The organism is Streptomyces sp. NPDC047049 (genome assembly GCF_040643995.1).
Classification (GTDB): Bacteria; Actinomycetota; Actinomycetes; order Streptomycetales; family Streptomycetaceae; genus Streptomyces; species Streptomyces mooreae.
In genome coordinates this window covers 99,629-115,910 of record NZ_JBEYVM010000017.1, presented here as the reverse complement: position 1 = coordinate 115,910, position 16,282 = coordinate 99,629, and the positions used below count along the sequence as shown (strand labels likewise).

The following is a 16,282-nucleotide window of genomic DNA, read 5'->3' as shown; positions in this document are numbered from 1 at the left end:
ATGACCTTCGGCAGGGCCCGCCACCAGGCACGATGCCTCCGGGCGGGGAGAGAGGCGCCATGGGGCGCGACGCGCAGCGCGCACCGCACGCGCAGATCGCCGGGACCGTCGCCCGGCTGCCGGCCGCCCGGCGCGCCGGGCTCATCGACGCGTGGCGTGCCCTCACCGGCGCGGCGGGCGGGCCTCCGGTGGCGCCGCGGCCGGCGCCGCCGCGCGGACCGGCCGCTCCTCGATGCGGCCGGCGCCGGGCCGCCGGGTCTGCGCCAGGGACTGGTACACCGCCCGGACCAGACCGCGGTTGCGCGGGTCGTCGCCGGTCGTGCCACCGCCGTACTTGTTCATGGTGTACGCGAACGACAGCCGGTTCTCCGGATCGGCGAAGGCGTACGAGCCGCCCGCGCCACCGTGCCCGAACGCCCCGGGGTTGGGCCCCGCCTGGCCCCGGTGGTTGAGCATGTAGCCGAGGCCCCAGCGGTGTTCGTGGCCCGCGGGGGCGAGCGCGTCGATCGTCAGATCACGTTCGCCGGGCAGGCTCTGCGACCGGCGCATCGCCTCCAGCGTGCCGGGCCCGACGAGCCTGCCGCCCGCCAGTGCGCCGTACACGGTCGCCAGCCCGTGGGCACTGGCATGGGCGTTGCCCGCCGGGATCTCGGCCGACCGGTAGGCGGCACTGTTGACGTCGCCGGTGGGGAGGGACAGCAGCGCCAGCATCACCACGGCGAGCGGATGGTCGGCGAGCGTGCGGAACGGAGGTTTCGGTACGCCGGGAAACTGCGCGGCGATCCGTGCCGCGTCCAGCCGCCCCACCATGTCCGCACAGCGGGCGTGCTTCTCGGCGGGGGTGCCGATGAACACCTCCGCGCCCAGCGGCCCGGTGATCTCGTTGCGCAGGAACGTGCCGAGGGACTGCCCGGTGATCCGCCGTACGACCTCGCCCACCAGGTATCCGAAGGTCACCGCGTGGTAGCCCTGCGCGGTGCCCGGCTCCCACCACGGCTCGGTCGCCGCCAGGGCGGCGCACACCCGGTCCCAGTCGTAGGCGCACCCCTCGGGAAGCGGCACCCGGGGCGCGATCAGACCGGCGCGGTGGCTGAGCAGCCAGCGGACGGGGATGTCCTGCTTGCCGGCCTGCCCGAACTCGGGCCAGTACCGGACCACCGGCGCGTCGAGGTCCAACTCGCCCCGGTCCACGAGGAGATGGGCACACAGCGCGGTCATCCCCTTGGACGTCGAGTAGACGTTCACGAGGGTGTCGTGCTCCCAGGCGCGGGTCCCGGCGGCGTCCGCACGGCCACCCCACAGGTCGACCACCGCCTCGCCCTCCAGGGTCACCGTGACCGCCGCGCCGATATCGCCGTGCACGCGGAAGTTCCGCTCGAACGCTTCCCGTACGCCGGTGAAGCCCGGTGCGCAGTGGCCGTCGACGGTGGCTGGTCCCACGGTGGCTCTCCTCGCGTCGTCCGAGTGCGGTCATCCCGTTCGTCCGTACGTGCGTGTGGCCTCTACCGGATGATCCGTCCGGGCCGATGCCCGTGGCAACCATGTGGGTCCGGACGGCTCAGCGGCGCGTGTCCGGATTCCGCCCCCTGACTCCGCCGCCGTCCAGCCGGTGCTCCTCCCTACGGCTTCGCTCGCCTGCGGGTCTCCGGTCGCACACACCGGTCCGTGGGGCGAGCCTGGAAGCGTTCGGCTCCCGGAGGACGGCCGCAGAGGAAGGTCCCACAGTGAACAGCGCGAAACCGGCAGGCACACAGCATGTATCGGCCGAGGTGGTGGTGGAGCTGGAGAGCTGCGCGACGCAGGACGCGCACGCCGTCTTCAGCGCCCTGCGCACCTCCTTCACCTCCGACCGGGCCGCGGACGACGTACCCGAGGAGGTCGCCGGGGCGGGCTCGACCGTGTGGACCTCGACCTTCGACGTGAGTGACCGCAAGTCCGCGGCCGAGCCCCGCCGGCTGACCGCCCCCGTCCTGGTCAGCCTGCAAGGCGGCTACTGGGCCGTCGACGAGCTGTGCAAGGGCCTGGAGTCCGCGTTCACGGTCCACGTCCTCGGTACGGCCGCCGGTGACCAGGAGAAGGAAGTCGAGCTCCGGCTGGAGACCCGTTAGGGGGAGCGGGGCACACCCCGGACAGGTCCTGACCGGCTGCGGACCAGCCGGCACGGGGCCGTGTCCAGGGGGCTCCTGCGGTCCATGATCTGTTGCGGAACCCGCCCCGCGGGGTCACCATGACAAATGACCCATACGTGATAAATGCTCACTCTTCGTGTTTCGGGGTTCGTTGGTCCAACGAGGTGAAGGGCGTGAGCCTCGCGGTGAGGAGCCACGACATGACACTTCCCGGCGACCGGCACTACACGGTCGAACTGCATGCTTCGGCGGAGCGCGTGCCGCAGATCCGGCGGATCCTCGCCGCGCACCTGCGGTACTGGGATCTCGAACTGCATATCCCGCCCGTGTGCCGGGGAGTGGCGGAACTCCTGACCAATGTCCATCGCCATATCGGCCCGGACGCCCGGTGCGTCGTCGAACTCCGCTGGAGCGGCCGCCACCTCACCGCGTCCGTCGCCGACGAGGGCCCGCGGCTGCCGAAACTGCGCTCCGCGGCCGGCGGCGGGCTCGCCACCGTGGCGGCGCTCAGTGACAGTTGGGGCACCTGTGGCACACCGGACGGCAAGGTCATCTGGTTCACCCGCCGGGTCGAGGCGACCCGCAAGTCCCGGCTGACCAGCCGCACTCCGCTGCGCAGCGTGCCCGACGCGAAGGGTCAGCCGGCGGTGCCTCCGGCCGTACCGGCCGAACCGCTCGCCGAGCCCGCACCCGAGGCCGCACCCGAGGCGGCACCCGCGGCCGCCGCCGCGGCCGCCCCCGCGTCGTCGTCCGGGGTGCTGGTCGTCTGACGCACCCCCTAGCCCGGCCCGCCACCGGCCCGCCGACGAGGCGCTGACGCCGACCTCCGTCACGCCTCGCGAGCGGGCCGGCAGCCGTCCGCCGGGCCTCTTACGGGCGCGCGCCCCGCCGCCCGGGAGACGCCGTCGCCCAGGCGCGGTGTGTGCGCGGATACGGACCTGCGCGCGGCCACGACTGTTGCGCGGCCACGACTCCGCGCGCGGCCGCGGCTGCTGCGCGCACACCCGCCCCGCACTCCTGCCGACACGGCAGTTGAGGAATCACCCGGCTCCGGGCCCTGACCGCCCCCTGTTGCCCTGCCCCGGCTTGCCCTGCCCCGGGTTGCCCCGCCGTGAAACCGCCCGGCGGACGTGCGGCCGCGCCTGCCCCTCTCTCGCGCCGCCGTGCCCCGGGCGCCGCACGCCCTTCGCGCCGCCGCGCCTGCCCCTCTCTCGCGCCGCCGTGCCCCGGGCGCCGCACGCCCCTCGCGCCGCCGTGCCCGCATTCCTCCGGAATGCCGGCCCGCCCCGCACGACCAGGGAGTTCGTCGCGCGTACGGCGATGTGTCACACCTGGGACACCCCCCCTTCCCCGGGCGCCGTTCCTCTTGGAACACTCTGCTGACCCGGTTTCCTCACAGCTCCCGGTACCACCGCACAGCATCGATCCCCATATTGCGAACGCCCCCCCACACACACGACATGAGGTCCCCAAAGTCATGGCTGAACTGAATCGGCGCCGTTTCCTCCAGATAGCCGGCGCCACCGCGGGCGTCTCGGCCCTGTCGAGCAGCATCGCCCGTGCGGCGGCCATCCCCGCCACGCGGCGCTCCGGCTCCATCAAGGACATCGAGCATGTTGTCGTCCTGATGCAGGAGAACCGTTCCTTCGACCACTACTTCGGCTCGATGAAGGGCGTACGCGGCTTCGGCGACCCGCGCCCGCTCATCCTGGACAACGGGAAGTCCGTCTGGCACCAGCCCGACGGCTCCTCGGAGGTCCTGCCCTACCACCCGGACGCCGAGAACCTCGGCATGCAGTTCATCGAGGGCCTCGACCACGAGTGGGCGGGCGGCCACAAGGCCCGCAACGACGGCAAGTACGACAACTGGATAGCCGCCAAGACCGCCGGGACGATGGCCCACCTGACGCGCAAGGACATCCCGTTCCACTACGCGCTCGCCGACGCGTTCACCATCTGCGACTCGTACCACTGCTCGTTCATCGGGGCGACCGACCCCAACCGCTACTACATGTACACGGGACACGTCGGCAACGACGGTTCGGGCGGCGGCCCCGTCCTCGGCAACGAGGAGGAGGGCTACAGCTGGACGACGTACCCGGAGCGGCTGGAGAAGGCCGGGATCTCCTGGAAGTTCTACCAGGACATCGGTGACGGCCTGGACGCCGACGGCAAGTGGGGCTGGATCGAGGACGCCTACCGCGGCAACTACGGCGACAACTCGCTGCTCTTCTTCAACCAGTACCGCAACGCCAAGCCCGGCGACCCGCTCTACGACAAGGCCCGCACCGGCACCAACGCCAAGCAGGGCGACGGCTACTTCGACCGGCTCAAGGCCGATGTGAAGGCCGGCAAGCTCCCCCAGGTCTCCTGGGTGGCCGCCCCCGAGGCCTTCTCCGAGCACCCCAACTGGCCCGCCAACTACGGTGCCTGGTACGTCTCGCAGGTGCTGGACGCGCTCACCTCCAACCCCGAGGTGTGGAGCAAGACCGCCCTGCTCATCACGTACGACGAGAACGACGGTTACTTCGACCACGTCCTCCCGCCCTTCCCGCCGGCCTCCGCCGACCAGGGCAAGTCGACCGTGGACACCTCGCTCGACTACTTCGGCGGCAACGCCAAGTACGCCGCGGGCCCCTACGGCCTCGGCCAGCGCGTCCCGATGATCGTGGTCTCCCCCTGGAGCACCGGCGGCTATGTCTGCTCCGAGGTCTTCGACCACACCTCGATCATCCGCTTCCTGGAGCGCCGCTTCGGGGTGCACGAGCCCAACATCTCGCCGTGGCGGCGGGCCATCTGCGGCGACCTGACCTCGGCCTTCGACTTCGGTCTGGAGAACACCAAGCCGGCCGCGCTCCCGGCCACCGACGGCTTCCGGCCGCCGGACAACGAGCGGCACGACAGCTATGTGCCGAAGCCGCCGGCCAACCCCGTCCTGCCCAAGCAGGAGCCGGGCTCCCGGCCGTCGCGTCCGCTGCCGTACGCGCCGCTCGTCGACGGGAAGGCCGCCCCCTCCACCGGGCGCTACACCCTCACCTTCAGCGGCGGCGACAAGGCAGGTGCCTGCTTCACCGTCACCGGGGGCAACCGCACCGACGGCCCCTGGACGTACACCACGGAGGCCGGCAAGAAGATCTCCGACACCTGGAACACCGAGTACTCCAAGGGCACTTACGACCTGACGGTGTACGGCCCGAACGGCTTCCTGCGCACCTTCAAGGGTGACGGCAAGAAGGCCGGCCCCGAGGTGACCGCCCGCCACGACGCGACCGCCGGACGCGTCGAACTCACCCTGACCAACCACGGCCGCACCGCCTGCCACCTCACCGTCACCCACGCCTACGGCGGGGCGAGTGAGACCTACACCGTCCGTGCGGGGGCCACCGTCAAGAAGCCGGTGGACCTGCGCGCCAGCAAGCGCTGGTACGACCTGTCGGTCACCGCCGACACCGACGGCACCTTCCTGCGCCGGTTCGCCGGCCATGTGGAGAACGGTGAGCCGGGCGTGAGCGACCCGGCGATCCTCACCGGCTGAGCGGCCTCGTCCGCCGTCCGCCATGGAGAACGGGGCACCTGCCGCACGTGGCAGGTGCCCCGTTCTCCGCTGTCGCCGTCGTCAGACCGGGGTGATGGACCACCAGTTCTTCGTGACGCCGCTGTCGGGTTCGAGCACCACGACCTCGCCGAGCGCAGTGCCGTAGTACGGCGTCATCACCTGGTGCGAGGAGCGCGAGGTGATCTTGTACGCGCCGTCGGAGCCCCGCACCTGAAGCCCCCACTGGAACTCAAGGCTGGTGTTGCACGCCCCCTGGGTCACATACGTCTTGCCGTACCACGGTCCGCCCGGCTTCAGGCACTTGCCGGTCCTGGTGTTCCGGATGAGGTAGGACCCGCCGACGTCCTCGAAGGTCCACTCGTCACCGCCGGCCGTGAGGCCGGGGTTCCAGACGTACATGAGGATGCCGTCGGAGGAGTCGCTGCCGTAGCCGTAGGGCAGCAGGCTGCCGCCGGTCGCATTGTTGAAGATGTGGTAGGGGACGGTGTCGGCGGCGGAGGCGGCGCCGGCGGTCAACCCGCCGAGCAGGGCCGTGAGCAGGCTGAGGACCAGCAGAAACCGGCTGAGGACGCGTTGCATGACAGGCCTCTTTCCCGTGCTTCGTGGGGTGCTGCGGACGTGGTGCGCCGCACGGTGACGGGGAGGAGTGCGGCGCAAGGGGAACGTAGCGAACACCTTGCTCCGCAGCGGCCTTTCGTATGGATTTTCATGCCATCAGGCGTCTTGTTCCCTTCAAACTCCCCGGGGTGATGGTTGCGGGGCACAACGGCGTACGGGCAGCACGGGAAACGGTGTTGATCAAGCAGGCCGGGGCCGCGGTGCGGGGCCGTGCGGTACGGCGCGGAACCGGGGGCCGGTGGCCGGGAGTAGCCGGGGATCCGGCCAAGTTGGCCGGATCCCCCTGCTCCGGGCCGGGGGCCGGGTCCTGCGGGCGCCGGCCCCCGGCCCGCAGGCTCAGGAGGCCGTGCCGGGCAGTGCGTCGCGGGTCCTGCGGGCCGCCGCGACCAGGTTCTCCAGTGCGGCCCGCACCTCGGGCCAGCCGCGGGTCTTCAGACCGCAGTCCGGGTTGACCCACAGCCGTTCGGCCGGAATGGCCTCAAGTCCCTTGCGCAGCAAGGACATTGTCTCGTCCACGCCCGGTACGCGCGGCGAGTGGATGTCATGGACACCGGGTCCCACCTCGCGCGGATATCCCGCCGTGGCGAGCTCCCCGGCGACCTGCATATGGGAGCGGGCCGCCTCCAGACTGATGACATCGGCGTCGAGATCGTCGATGGCGCGCAGGATGTCGCCGAACTCCGCGTAGCACATGTGCGTGTGGATCTGGGTGTCCGGACGGACCCCGCCGGTGGTGAGGCGGAACGCCTCGGTGGCCCAGTCCAGGTACGCGGACTGGCCGGCGGCGCGCAGGGGCAGGGTTTCGCGCAGTGCGGGCTCGTCGACCTGGATGACCGACGTTCCCGCCGCCTCCAGGTCACGCACCTCGTCGCGCAGGGCGAGGGCCACCTGCCGGGCGGTCTCGCCCAGCGGCTGGTCGTCGCGGACGAAGGACCAGGCGAGCATGGTGACCGGGCCGGTGAGCATGCCCTTGACGGGCCGGTCGGTGAGCGACTGGGCGTAAGTCGTCCAGCGGACCGTCATCGGCTCCGGCCGGGAGATGTCCCCGGCCAGGACCGGCGGGCGGACGTAGCGGGTGCCGTAGGACTGCACCCAGCCGTGCCGGGTGGCGAGGTAGCCGGTGAGCTGTTCGGCGAAGTACTGCACCATGTCGTTGCGCTCCGGCTCTCCGTGCACCAGGACATCGAGGCCGGCCTTCTCCTGGAAGGCCAGAACCTCGCGGATCTCGGCCGCGATGCGCTCCTCGTAGCCCGCGGTGCCGATCCGCCCGGCCCGCAGGTCGGCGCGGGCCGTGCGCAGTTCGGCGGTCTGCGGGAACGAGCCGATGGTGGTGGTCGGCAGCGGCGGCAGCCCGAGGTGGGCGCGCTGGGCGGCACTCCGCTCGGCGTACGCCTGCGAACGGCGGCCGTCGGCATCGGTGACGGCCGCGGCGCGGGCGCGCACGGCCGGGTCGTGGGTGAGGGCGGAACGCGTACGGGAGGCCAGGCCGGCGCGGTTGGCGGCGAGTTCGGCGGCGATGGCGCCGGTGCCCCGGGCCAGACCGCGCGCCAGCGTCACGACCTCCGCCGTCTTCTGTCGGGCGAAGGCCAGCCAGCGGGCGATCTGCGGGTCGATATCGCGCTCGGCGGCGGCGTCCAGCGGGACGTGCAGCAGGGAGCAGGAGGTCGACACATCGACCCGCTCGGCCAGGCCGAGGAGCGTGCCCACCGTGGCCAGCGACTTCCCGAGGTCGTTGATCCACACATTGCGGCCGTCGACGACACCGGCGACCAGCCGCTTGCCGGGCAGTCCGCCGACCGCCGCCAGCTCCCCGAGGTTGCCGGCCGCGGCGCCGGTGAAGTCCAGCGCCAGCCCCTCGACGGGCGCCTTCGCCAGTACCGGCAGCGCCTCGCCCAGCCGGTCGAAGTACGAGGCGACCAGCAGCTGGGGACGGTCGACGAGGGAGCCGAGGTCGCGGTAGGCGCGGGCCGTGGCGTTCAGCTCGGCGGGGGAGCGGTCCTGCACCAGCGCCGGTTCGTCCAGCTGCACCCACTTGGCGCCGGCCGCCCGCAGATCGGCAAGGACCTCGGCGTAGACGGGCAGCAGCCGGTCGAGCAGCGTCAGCGGATCAAAACCGGGCGCCACACCGGGCGCGGGCTTGGCCAGCAGCAGATAGGTGACCGGCCCGACGAGGACCGGACGAGCGGTCAGACCGAGACCCAGCGCCTCGGTCAGCTCGGCGACCTGCTTGGCGGAGTCCGCGGCGAAGACCGTGTCCGGCCCCAACTCCGGTACCAGGTAGTGGTAGTTGGTGTCGAACCACTTGGTCATCTCCAGCGGCGCCACCTCCTGTGTGCCGCGGGCCATCGCGAAGTAGCCGTCGAGGGCGTCGTCGGCGACGGCGGCGCGGTGGCGGTCCGGGACGGCGCCGACCATGACGCTGGTGTCCAGCACATGGTCGTAGTACGAGAAGTCGCCGGTCGGCACCTCGTGGACACCGGCCTCGGCGAGCTGCCGCCAATTGCCGCGGCGCAGTCCGGCGGCGGTGGCGCGCAGGGCGTCGGCGCCGACGCGGCCCTTCCAGTAGCCCTCGATGGCCTTCTTCAGTTCACGGTTCGGCCCCTGACGGGGGTAGCCGTGCACGGTGGCGCGTGCTGCCGCGGCTGCGGACGTGCTGGTCACGGAACTCTCCTTCGCGAGTATGTCTCCATGGACCACGGGACGGGTCGAGGACGCGAAGGGACGGCGATCCGGACGGGCCCCGGCGCCAACAAGCCGGACGTACCCGTCTGATGTCCGCCGACCCGCCCTCGAGGTCACCGAGATCTCCCCGCGCACCGGTCGCACGGGGGCACTGGCAGGTCTTCGGACTCGCGGGCACATCCACCAAGGCGGACATCTACTGGCCGTCGCTTCCCAGACCCGGCCGGGCCCAGTGCGTATGACGGCGGTCGTTCCCACTCACCGCTGCGGGGCAGTCCCGGACTTCCACCGGGTTCCCTCTTACGACGCGCCTGCCTGGCGGACAGGGCGAACCATTGCCCGGCCCACCCTAGGGCATGGGTTCCCGGGGGTGTCTCCGTAAAGGATGTTCCCCAGGACATGGCTCCGTAGGGGGTGTTCCTCGGGGACGTCTCCCCAGGGCACACCGGCAGGGCCCGCTCGCCCGCTCGCTCGCCCGCCCGGTCCACGCCGCCGAAGAGGCCGGAACCGGACCCCCACGCCCGGCCGCGCCTTGCGTTGGAGGGCGCTCCAGCTCCTAGCGTGAACGCACTACCGGAGAGCTGCGCTGATCGAAGGGAACCACGTGCGCTACACACTGTTCGGCAGGACCGGCCTGCGGGTGAGCGAGCTGAGCCTGGGGGCGATGACCATCGGCGAGGACTGGGGCTGGGGCGCCGCCAAGGACACCAGCCGCCGGATCCTGGACGCCTACGCCGAGGCCGGCGGCAACTTCGTCGACACCGCCAACAACTACACCGACGGCACCTCGGAGCGGATCCTGGGGGAACTGCTCGAAGGCCGCCGGGACCGCTTCGTGCTGGCGAGCAAATACACCTGCGCGACCCGCAAGGGCGATGTGAACGCGGCGGGCAACCACCGCAAGAACCTGGTCCGGTCGGTGGAGGAGAGCCTGGAGCGCATGCGCACCGACCATCTCGATGTGCTGTGGGTGCACGCACGGGACAACTTCACGCCCGTGGAGGAGGTGATGCGGGCGCTCGACGACCTGGTGCGCTCGGGAAAGGTGCTCTACCTCGGCGTCTCCGACTGGCCCGCCTGGGAGATCGCGCAGGCGAACACCCTCGCCGAGCTGCGCGGCTGGACCGCGTTCGCCGGCTCGCAGCTGCGCTACAACCTGCTGGAGCGGACGCCGGAGCGCGAACTGCTGCCGCAGGCCCGCGCCTTCGACCTGGCCGTACTGGCCTGGGCGCCGCTCGCGGCCGGCCGGCTCACCGGTAAGTACCGCCGCGGGGAGAAGGGCCGGCTGCATGCCGTCGGCGAGGCGGACCGGTCGGACCACCACACCGAGGAGACCGTCACCGCGGTGCTGGAGATCGCCGAGCAGGGCGGCTGGAGCCCGGCGCAGGTGGCGCTGGCGTGGCTGCGCGGCCGGCCCGGCAACATCATCCCGATCATCGCCGCCACCAAGGAGAGCCAGCTGCTCGACAACCTCGCCGCGGTGGAGGTCACGCTCGACGCCGACGCGCAGGCGCGGCTCGACCGGTGCAGCGCGGTACCGCTGGGCTTCCCGCACGACTTCCTGCGGGAGCCGGGCATCACCGAGAACGTCTACGGCGACCGCTGGGCCGAGATCGACGACCGGCGCTCCACCTACCGCCGGACGACGAGCGAGATCCGCTGACCGGCGCTGCCACTGCCTCCGCCTCGCGACGCACGGAGTGGCGTCGGCGCCCGGGCGGCCGGACACCCTTGCCATTGGTACTGGGACAGCTGCCTTGGTAATCCGGCCGGGCACCGCTCTTGCGCTGGTCGGTGGTGGCGTGCTGGTGGTGAGCGCCTGCAGCCCTGCCGACGGTGCGCGCGGCATCCAACTGTGCGCACCGCTCGTCGTTGTAGGCACTGGGCGGCACGTACGGAAACGGCGGCGGGCCGCGCCGTCGCGGTGGTGCGACGACCCGGCCCTGGCCAGGTGAGCGAGGGGGATCAGCTCGAGTAGCGGCTCAGCAGCCCCTGGGAAGCCAGCGTGCGGTAATCCTGCGCGCCGAGCACCCGCTGCTGCTCGGTGACGAGGGGACCGAGGATCGCGACGGCCTCGTGGGCGTCGCCGCGGGCGCCGTGCCAGCGGGCCAGCTGGTGCCGGACCGAGAAGCTCAGCTCGTGGGAGCCGCCCAGTTCCTTCTCCACGGCGGGCAGCAATTCACCCAGCGCGGCAATCGCCTCGTCGAGATCCCCGGCGACCCCGCTCCACAACCCGAGTTGCAGCCGGGCGGACAGCGTGTGGTAATCCCGGTCCCCGAGGGTGCGCCGACAGTCATCGAGCAACATTCGGTACTGCTCCAGGGCGCCCCGCGCATCGCGGTTGAATCCGCGCCAGTACGCCACATTGTTGCGGGCCGACAGCACATAGAAGTCGTCTGGTTCCATGAGTCGCAAGACGTCGGGCAGCAGTTGCTCGAACCGTTCCAGGGCGCCGCCCGCGTCGCCGGACTCGCCGTGCCAGAAGGCGAGGTTGTTCCGCACCATCAGCGTGTCCCTGTGGGCCGCGCCGAGGATGCGTTCGCTGTCCGTCTGGAGTCGGCGGTACTCCACCAGGGCCCGCTTGATATCGCCGTTGACAGCACGCCAGTACGCCGTGTTGTTCCGGGCGGCCAGCACGTGGCTGTCATGCCGGTCGAACACGGTGACCGCATCGGCGAGGAGTTCTTCGAACAATTCCAGGGCACCGTCTGGGTCGCCGGACGTGCCGCGCCAGTACGCGAGGTCGTTCCGGGCTTCGAGCAACTCCCGGTAGCCGGGCGCACCGCTCCCGTCGCGGCAGTACCTGAGATGGGTCTCCGCCAGGGCCTCGAGGCGCCCGATGGCCAGCTGGGCCTCGCCGGCTACGCCCAGCCAGTACGCCGCTGCCTGTTCAAGGCGGAAGGCGGTCATGGCAGTGCCGGGGCCGGCCCCGGGGTTCCCATGCCCCGGTCCCCAGGTAGCGGCTGCCTTCTCCCCGGCGAGCTCGGCCGCTGCCCGGGCGTGGCCGGCGAAGCCGAGCGCGTGGATCCGGTCCAGCGGGTCCGGCGTGTCATCGGCCACGTCCCCCGGCGGGCGCGCCTGATTGAAGCGGTAGGGCCTGGTTTCCGGGAGCACCGTATGTCCGTTGTTCCTTCTCAGGAACTCGGTGGTAGAGACGATCACTGCGTGACTCCTTCGTGTTCAGACACGACCGCTGCTCCATGCCTCCCACAGCCCCGCATAGGTGCCCCGAGACTCGACGAGTTCGGTGTGGGTGCCGAGTTCGGCGACGCGTCCCTCCTCGATCAACGCGATGCGGTCGGCTGCTGCGGCCGCCTGCAGCTGGTGGGTAATGGTGATGAGGGTCCGCCCGGTCAGGGCCGCAGCCACGGCCGCCTCCACCTCCCCGGCGGAGCGGGGGTCGAGCCCGATGGTGGCCTCGTCAAGGATGACCACGTCGGGGTCCGCGAGGAGCACCCGGGCCAGCGCCAGTTGCTGCGTCTGGGCGAGGGTGAGCGGATGGCAGTCGTCGCCCAGGACGGTGTCGAGGCCGTCTGGCAGGTCCTGCAACCAGGTGGCGCCCACCTGCCGCAGGGCGTCCAACAGGGCCGCGTCGTCGGCCTTGTCCCGGGCGAGCGCGAGATTGTCGCGCAGGCTGGTGGCGAAGACGTGGTGCTCCTGGGTGACGAGGACGACCTTGTGGCGGAGCTCTTCGAGCGCGATGTCCGCACTGGGCACGCCCCCGAGCGAGGCGAGTCCGCCACGGGGGCGCTCGATGCCGGCGATGAGCCAGGCCACGCTGGACTTGCCGGCTCCGGACGGGCCGACGAGCGCGAGGTGTTCACCGGGCTTGACGCGCAGGTCGACGCCGTGGAGGACGTCGGGCCCAGCGTCGTAGCCGAAAGTGACCTCTTGGAGGGCCACATCGCTGCCCGCCGCCTGCGCCGGTCGGGCTTCCGGCTCGACGGCACCGATGCCCTCCACGCGCGCCAGGGCCGCGGCGGCCTCCTGAAACTCGGTGAGCGAGTACATGATCCGGTCCAGCGGGCCGGACAGCCGGTAGGCAAGCATCGCGCAGGCGACGACCGCTCCCGTGCTCGCCCAGCCGTCGAGGGCCGCGAGTCCGCCCACACAGAGGACCGCCGAGACCGGGAGGGTGTAGGTGAGGTCCAGGACCGGCAGAAACCAGCTCTGCAGCCGGATGATCCGCCGCTGCCTCAGGTACCGCTCACCACCCAGGTGTCGTCCGACGGCTGACCGCCGGGCCTGGAGCCCGTGGGCGGCCACGGTCCGGGCGCCGACAGCCGAGGCAGTCAGGGCTTCAGTGAGGTCGCTCAGCGCCGCGCGCTCCGAGAGGAAGGCGGGCCGGGCCTGGCGGATGTAACCGCGCGCCGCGAGCAGCAGCGGAGGCAGGACGACGGCCAGCAGCAGGGCCAGCAGTGGGTCGACGAGGAAGGCCGCCCCGACAATGACCAGCACCTCGATGACAGCCGCAGCCACTTCGGGTCCGGTGGAGCGGAGCAACCCGGCGACGGTGTCGACGTCACCAGTGGTCCGGGTGGACAGGTCTCCGGTGCCGGCGCGCTCGACGGTGCGCATCGGCAGGCGCAGGACCCGTTCAAGAGCCTGCTCCCTGATCCGGGCGGCGGAGCGGTCGCCGAAGCGGTGGCCGAGGCGCCGGCCGACCCGGGTCAGTGTCATCTGCGCGGCGACGCAGCCGAACAAGGCGAGGCAGACCGTGTCCACCCGGCCGGTGTCCCAGCCGCCGTCGACGCCGTCGACGACTCCGCCGAGCATCACCGGAAGCGCGGCGCTCGCCGCCGCCGCAGCCAGCCGCAGCAGGAACACCAGGGCTACCGTGCCCTTTTCGCCCCTGATCAGATGGTAGATGGCACGTCGGACCTCACGCGGCGTGGCGACCGGCAGCTGGAGGGATTCCGTGGCGCTCACCGCGCTCCCTTCCTCGTACGGACGGCGACTGACCCCGCGGACTCCCCGGACCCCGCGGACCTGGCCTCAACAGTCCCGGCGCCGTCGGCGCTCGTGAGCCGTACCACGTGATCGGCCCTGGCCAGCCACAGCGGGGAGGCGCTGGCCACGACGGTGGTGCTGCCCCGGCGGGCCGTCGCGACGCGCTCGGTGACCCGCGACTCCGTGGTGGCGTCGACCGCCGAGGTGGGTTCCACGGCCAGCAGGACGGGGTGCCGAGCGGCCAGTGCCCGGGCCAGCGCCAGCCGTTGGCGCTGGCCACCGGAAAGGTTGCGGCCGCGCTCGGAGACCGCGCCGTCGAGGGTGCCACCGAGCGCGGTCAGGAGGTCTTCGGCGCAGGCGGTGTGCAGGGCGGCCAGCGCCGTCTCGTCGTCCGGGGCGCCAAGCACCTCGCGGAGGGTGCCGGCGAACAGATAGTCGTCGTCGGCGAGCAGCAGGGCCTTCGCACGGAGCTCCTGAGGTGCGGTACCGGTCAGCGGCTGCCCACCCCAGGTGACGTCGGGGGCCGGACCGTCGTAGCCCGAGAGCCTGCGCAGCGCAGCAGCGGCCCGGGCGCTGTGCTCGGACACGACGACGGTGAGTTTCCCGGCAGGGGCCACCAGACCCGTACAGGTGTCGTGCAGGTCCCCCTGTGGGGCTGGTGCCCCACCGCCCCGGAGGCCGTCGTCGTCGGCGGCGAGCGCCGCGAGTAGCCGGCCGGCGCCGACGCGCGCGGCGACCACGGAGTGGGCGTTGCCGAGGAGGGAACCTGAGTACATGATCAGCCCGGTGGCGTAGCCGAAGGCAGCGCTCAGCTCTCCGACGCTGATGTCCCCCGCGAGGGCCAGACGGGCACCGAGCCAGGTGACGGCGGCCAGGTAGACGAGCGGCACGGCCTGCTGCAGCGCTTGGATCCACGAGCTTGAGTCACTCATGCGGTAGGCGGAGTCGCGCAGTTGCTGCGACTGGCGGCGGTAGCGCCGCAGGAAAATTTGCTCACCGCCGATGCCGCGCAGCACGCGCAGGCCAGCCGTCACGTCGGCGGCCTGGCCGGCGAGGTCCGCCAGTTCGTCGCGGTAGGTGCTCTGCCGTCGCTGGAGCCGACCGAGCAGGGGGCCGGCAACCAACGTAGTGGCGACCACGCCCAGGGCGAGAGTGACGCCGAGCCAGGGGTGGATCCGCCAGACCATGACAGTGCCGACGGTGAAGGCGATGAGATTCATGGCGCCATGACCGATGGTGTCGGCCATCGACGCGGTGGACTGGTTGTCGCCGGTGACCAGGTTGACGATGTCGCTGGCCGCGACCCGCTGCCCGCCCCGGCCAGCCTGTTCGCACAGCCGCGAGGTGAGGCGGTCGGAGGTCCGCCACTGGGCTTCGGCGTCGGCCAGGGCCATCTGCCGATAGCCGATGACGTAACAGAGTGGATTGATCAGGGCGACCGCGAACATGCCGAGGGACCAGGTGACCAGGGCTTCGCGGTCGTGGGCGACCAGCCCCTCGTCGACGACCCGCCCGAGGAACCAGGGCAGCAGCATGTGGACGACCGCTGCCGCCCCCAGGGCGACGACGGCCAGGGTCAGGCGCGCAGCCGCGGGCTGCAGGATCCGGGCGATCAGCCCCCAGGGCGTGGTGGCGACCGGGGGGCCGGGCCGGCCCGGTGGGGTCTCCCCGGCCGGTGCGGGGGGATGCGGGGCGAGCATGGCATCTCCTGTCAGGCTGCGGTGCGGCGCAGCAGTTCCATGGCGTGATCGCGCGAGCGGGGATCACTTTCGAAGGCCCCCCGGAGGGCCGAGGTGGCGGTCCGGCTTCCGGCCTTACGCACGCCGCGCATGGTCATGCAGGTGTGTTCGGCCTCGATCAGGACGATGACCCCGGTGGCGTCGAGCGCCGCGTACAGGCAGTCGGCGATCTGGGCGGTCAGCCGCTCCTGAACCTGCGGCCTGCGGGCGTAGATCTCCACGAGCCGGGCGAGCTTGGACAGGCCCACCACGCAGCCGCTCGGTCCCGGCAGGTATCCGACGTGGGCGCGTCCGATGAAGGGCAGGAGGTGGTGCTCGCAGAAGGACTGCACCTCGATGTCGCACACCATGACCATTTCGCGGTGGCCCTCTTCGAAGGTGGTGCCGAGGACGTCGGCGGGCTCCACCCGCAGTCCCGCGAACAGCTCCGCGTAGGCGTGGGCCACCCGCCGGGGGGTCTCCTTCAGGCCCTGGCGGTCAGGGTCCTCGCCCACCGCGACCAGGATGTCCCGTACGGCGTCCTCGATCCGGGCGAGGTCCACAATGCCGCGGGTGCATACCTCCGTGTCCCGGCTGCTCACCAGCCGTGCGGCCAGTACGTCCATGTG

Annotated in this window: 11 protein-coding genes and 1 riboswitch; of the genes, 4 read left to right on the top strand and 7 right to left on the bottom strand. The window is 71.7% G+C overall.

The features are described from left to right. Nucleotides 1-162: 162 nt before the first annotated feature. The gene (locus tag ABZ851_RS28900; protein ID WP_361133472.1) at nt 163-1,440 is read right to left on the bottom strand and encodes a serine hydrolase domain-containing protein; all 1,278 of its coding nucleotides are present in this window, start codon (nt 1,438-1,440) and stop codon (nt 163-165) included. Between the two features lie 284 nt (nt 1,441-1,724). Between ABZ851_RS28900 and ABZ851_RS28895 the strand changes: the two genes are divergently transcribed. The 3 genes from ABZ851_RS28895 to ABZ851_RS28885 all read left to right on the top strand — a co-directional run bounded on the left by ABZ851_RS28895 (nt 1,725) and on the right by ABZ851_RS28885 (nt 5,664). Continuing rightward, on the top strand, nt 1,725-2,108 hold the full coding sequence (locus tag ABZ851_RS28895) for a hypothetical protein (protein WP_311624122.1): 384 nt from the start codon (nt 1,725-1,727) through the stop codon (nt 2,106-2,108). A 221-nt stretch (nt 2,109-2,329) separates the two neighbouring features. Next, nucleotides 2,330-2,899 carry an ATP-binding protein gene (locus tag ABZ851_RS28890; RefSeq protein ID WP_361133469.1) on the top strand — a complete coding sequence of 190 codons (570 nt, stop codon included), beginning with the start codon at nt 2,330-2,332 and terminating at the stop codon, nt 2,897-2,899. Nucleotides 2,900-3,606: 707 nt separating this feature from the next. After that, nucleotides 3,607-5,664: a phosphocholine-specific phospholipase C gene (locus ABZ851_RS28885; protein WP_361133466.1), complete on the top strand. Its 2,058-nt coding sequence runs from the start codon at nt 3,607-3,609 to the stop codon at nt 5,662-5,664. An 81-nt stretch (nt 5,665-5,745) separates the two neighbouring features. Here ABZ851_RS28885 and ABZ851_RS28880 read toward each other — a convergent pair whose 3' ends face one another. Both ABZ851_RS28880 and metE read right to left on the bottom strand, forming a co-directional pair. Beyond that, the gene (locus ABZ851_RS28880) at nt 5,746-6,264 is read right to left on the bottom strand and encodes an RICIN domain-containing protein (RefSeq protein ID WP_361133463.1); all 519 of its coding nucleotides are present in this window, start codon (nt 6,262-6,264) and stop codon (nt 5,746-5,748) included. 375 nt (nt 6,265-6,639) lie between these two features. Beyond that, nucleotides 6,640-8,964 carry a 5-methyltetrahydropteroyltriglutamate--homocysteine S-methyltransferase gene (gene metE, locus ABZ851_RS28875; RefSeq protein WP_361133460.1) on the bottom strand — a complete coding sequence of 775 codons (2,325 nt, stop codon included), beginning with the start codon at nt 8,962-8,964 and terminating at the stop codon, nt 6,640-6,642. A 156-nt stretch (nt 8,965-9,120) separates the two neighbouring features. Beyond that, nucleotides 9,121-9,337, bottom strand: a riboswitch (cobalamin riboswitch). A 252-nt stretch (nt 9,338-9,589) separates the two neighbouring features. On the opposite strand from metE, the gene ABZ851_RS28870 reads away from it, so the two are divergent. Further along, on the top strand, nt 9,590-10,648 hold the full coding sequence (locus tag ABZ851_RS28870) for an aldo/keto reductase (protein ID WP_361133457.1): 1,059 nt from the start codon (nt 9,590-9,592) through the stop codon (nt 10,646-10,648). 302 nt (nt 10,649-10,950) lie between these two features. Here the strand turns inward: ABZ851_RS28870 and ABZ851_RS28865 are convergent, their stop codons facing one another. Genes ABZ851_RS28865 through folE form a run of 4 tightly spaced genes read right to left on the bottom strand, consistent with a single transcriptional unit; the run spans nt 10,951 to nt 16,279 of the window. Then, nucleotides 10,951-12,147: a tetratricopeptide repeat protein gene (locus tag ABZ851_RS28865; RefSeq protein WP_361133454.1), complete on the bottom strand. Its 1,197-nt coding sequence runs from the start codon at nt 12,145-12,147 to the stop codon at nt 10,951-10,953. Nucleotides 12,148-12,165: 18 nt separating this feature from the next. Then, nucleotides 12,166-13,914: an ABC transporter ATP-binding protein gene (locus ABZ851_RS28860; protein ID WP_361133452.1), complete on the bottom strand. Its 1,749-nt coding sequence runs from the start codon at nt 13,912-13,914 to the stop codon at nt 12,166-12,168. Further along, entirely contained in the window at nt 13,911-15,635 is a 1,725-nt protein-coding gene (locus ABZ851_RS28855) for an ABC transporter ATP-binding protein (RefSeq protein ID WP_361133449.1), read from the bottom strand. Before ABZ851_RS28855 ends, ABZ851_RS28860 begins: the two co-directional genes overlap by 4 nt. A gap of 11 nt (nt 15,636-15,646) precedes the next feature. Further along, nucleotides 15,647-16,279 carry a GTP cyclohydrolase I FolE gene (gene folE, locus ABZ851_RS28850; protein ID WP_361133617.1) on the bottom strand — a complete coding sequence of 211 codons (633 nt, stop codon included), beginning with the start codon at nt 16,277-16,279 and terminating at the stop codon, nt 15,647-15,649. Nucleotides 16,280-16,282 lie beyond the last annotated feature (3 nt).

What these genes read in the sequence shown, in the direction of transcription:
- ABZ851_RS28890 (WP_361133469.1), top strand. Translation starts at nt 2,330, where the DNA reads ATGACACTTCCCGGCGACCGGCACTACACGGTCGAACTGCATGCTTCG.
- ABZ851_RS28885 (WP_361133466.1), top strand. Translation starts at nt 3,607, where the DNA reads ATGGCTGAACTGAATCGGCGCCGTTTCCTCCAGATAGCCGGCGCCACC.
- ABZ851_RS28880 (WP_361133463.1), bottom strand. Translation starts at nt 6,264, where the DNA reads ATGCAACGCGTCCTCAGCCGGTTTCTGCTGGTCCTCAGCCTGCTCACG.
- ABZ851_RS28855 (WP_361133449.1), bottom strand. Translation starts at nt 15,635, where the DNA reads ATGCTCGCCCCGCATCCCCCCGCACCGGCCGGGGAGACCCCACCGGGC.
- folE (WP_361133617.1), bottom strand. Translation starts at nt 16,279, where the DNA reads ATGGACGTACTGGCCGCACGGCTGGTGAGCAGCCGGGACACGGAGGTA.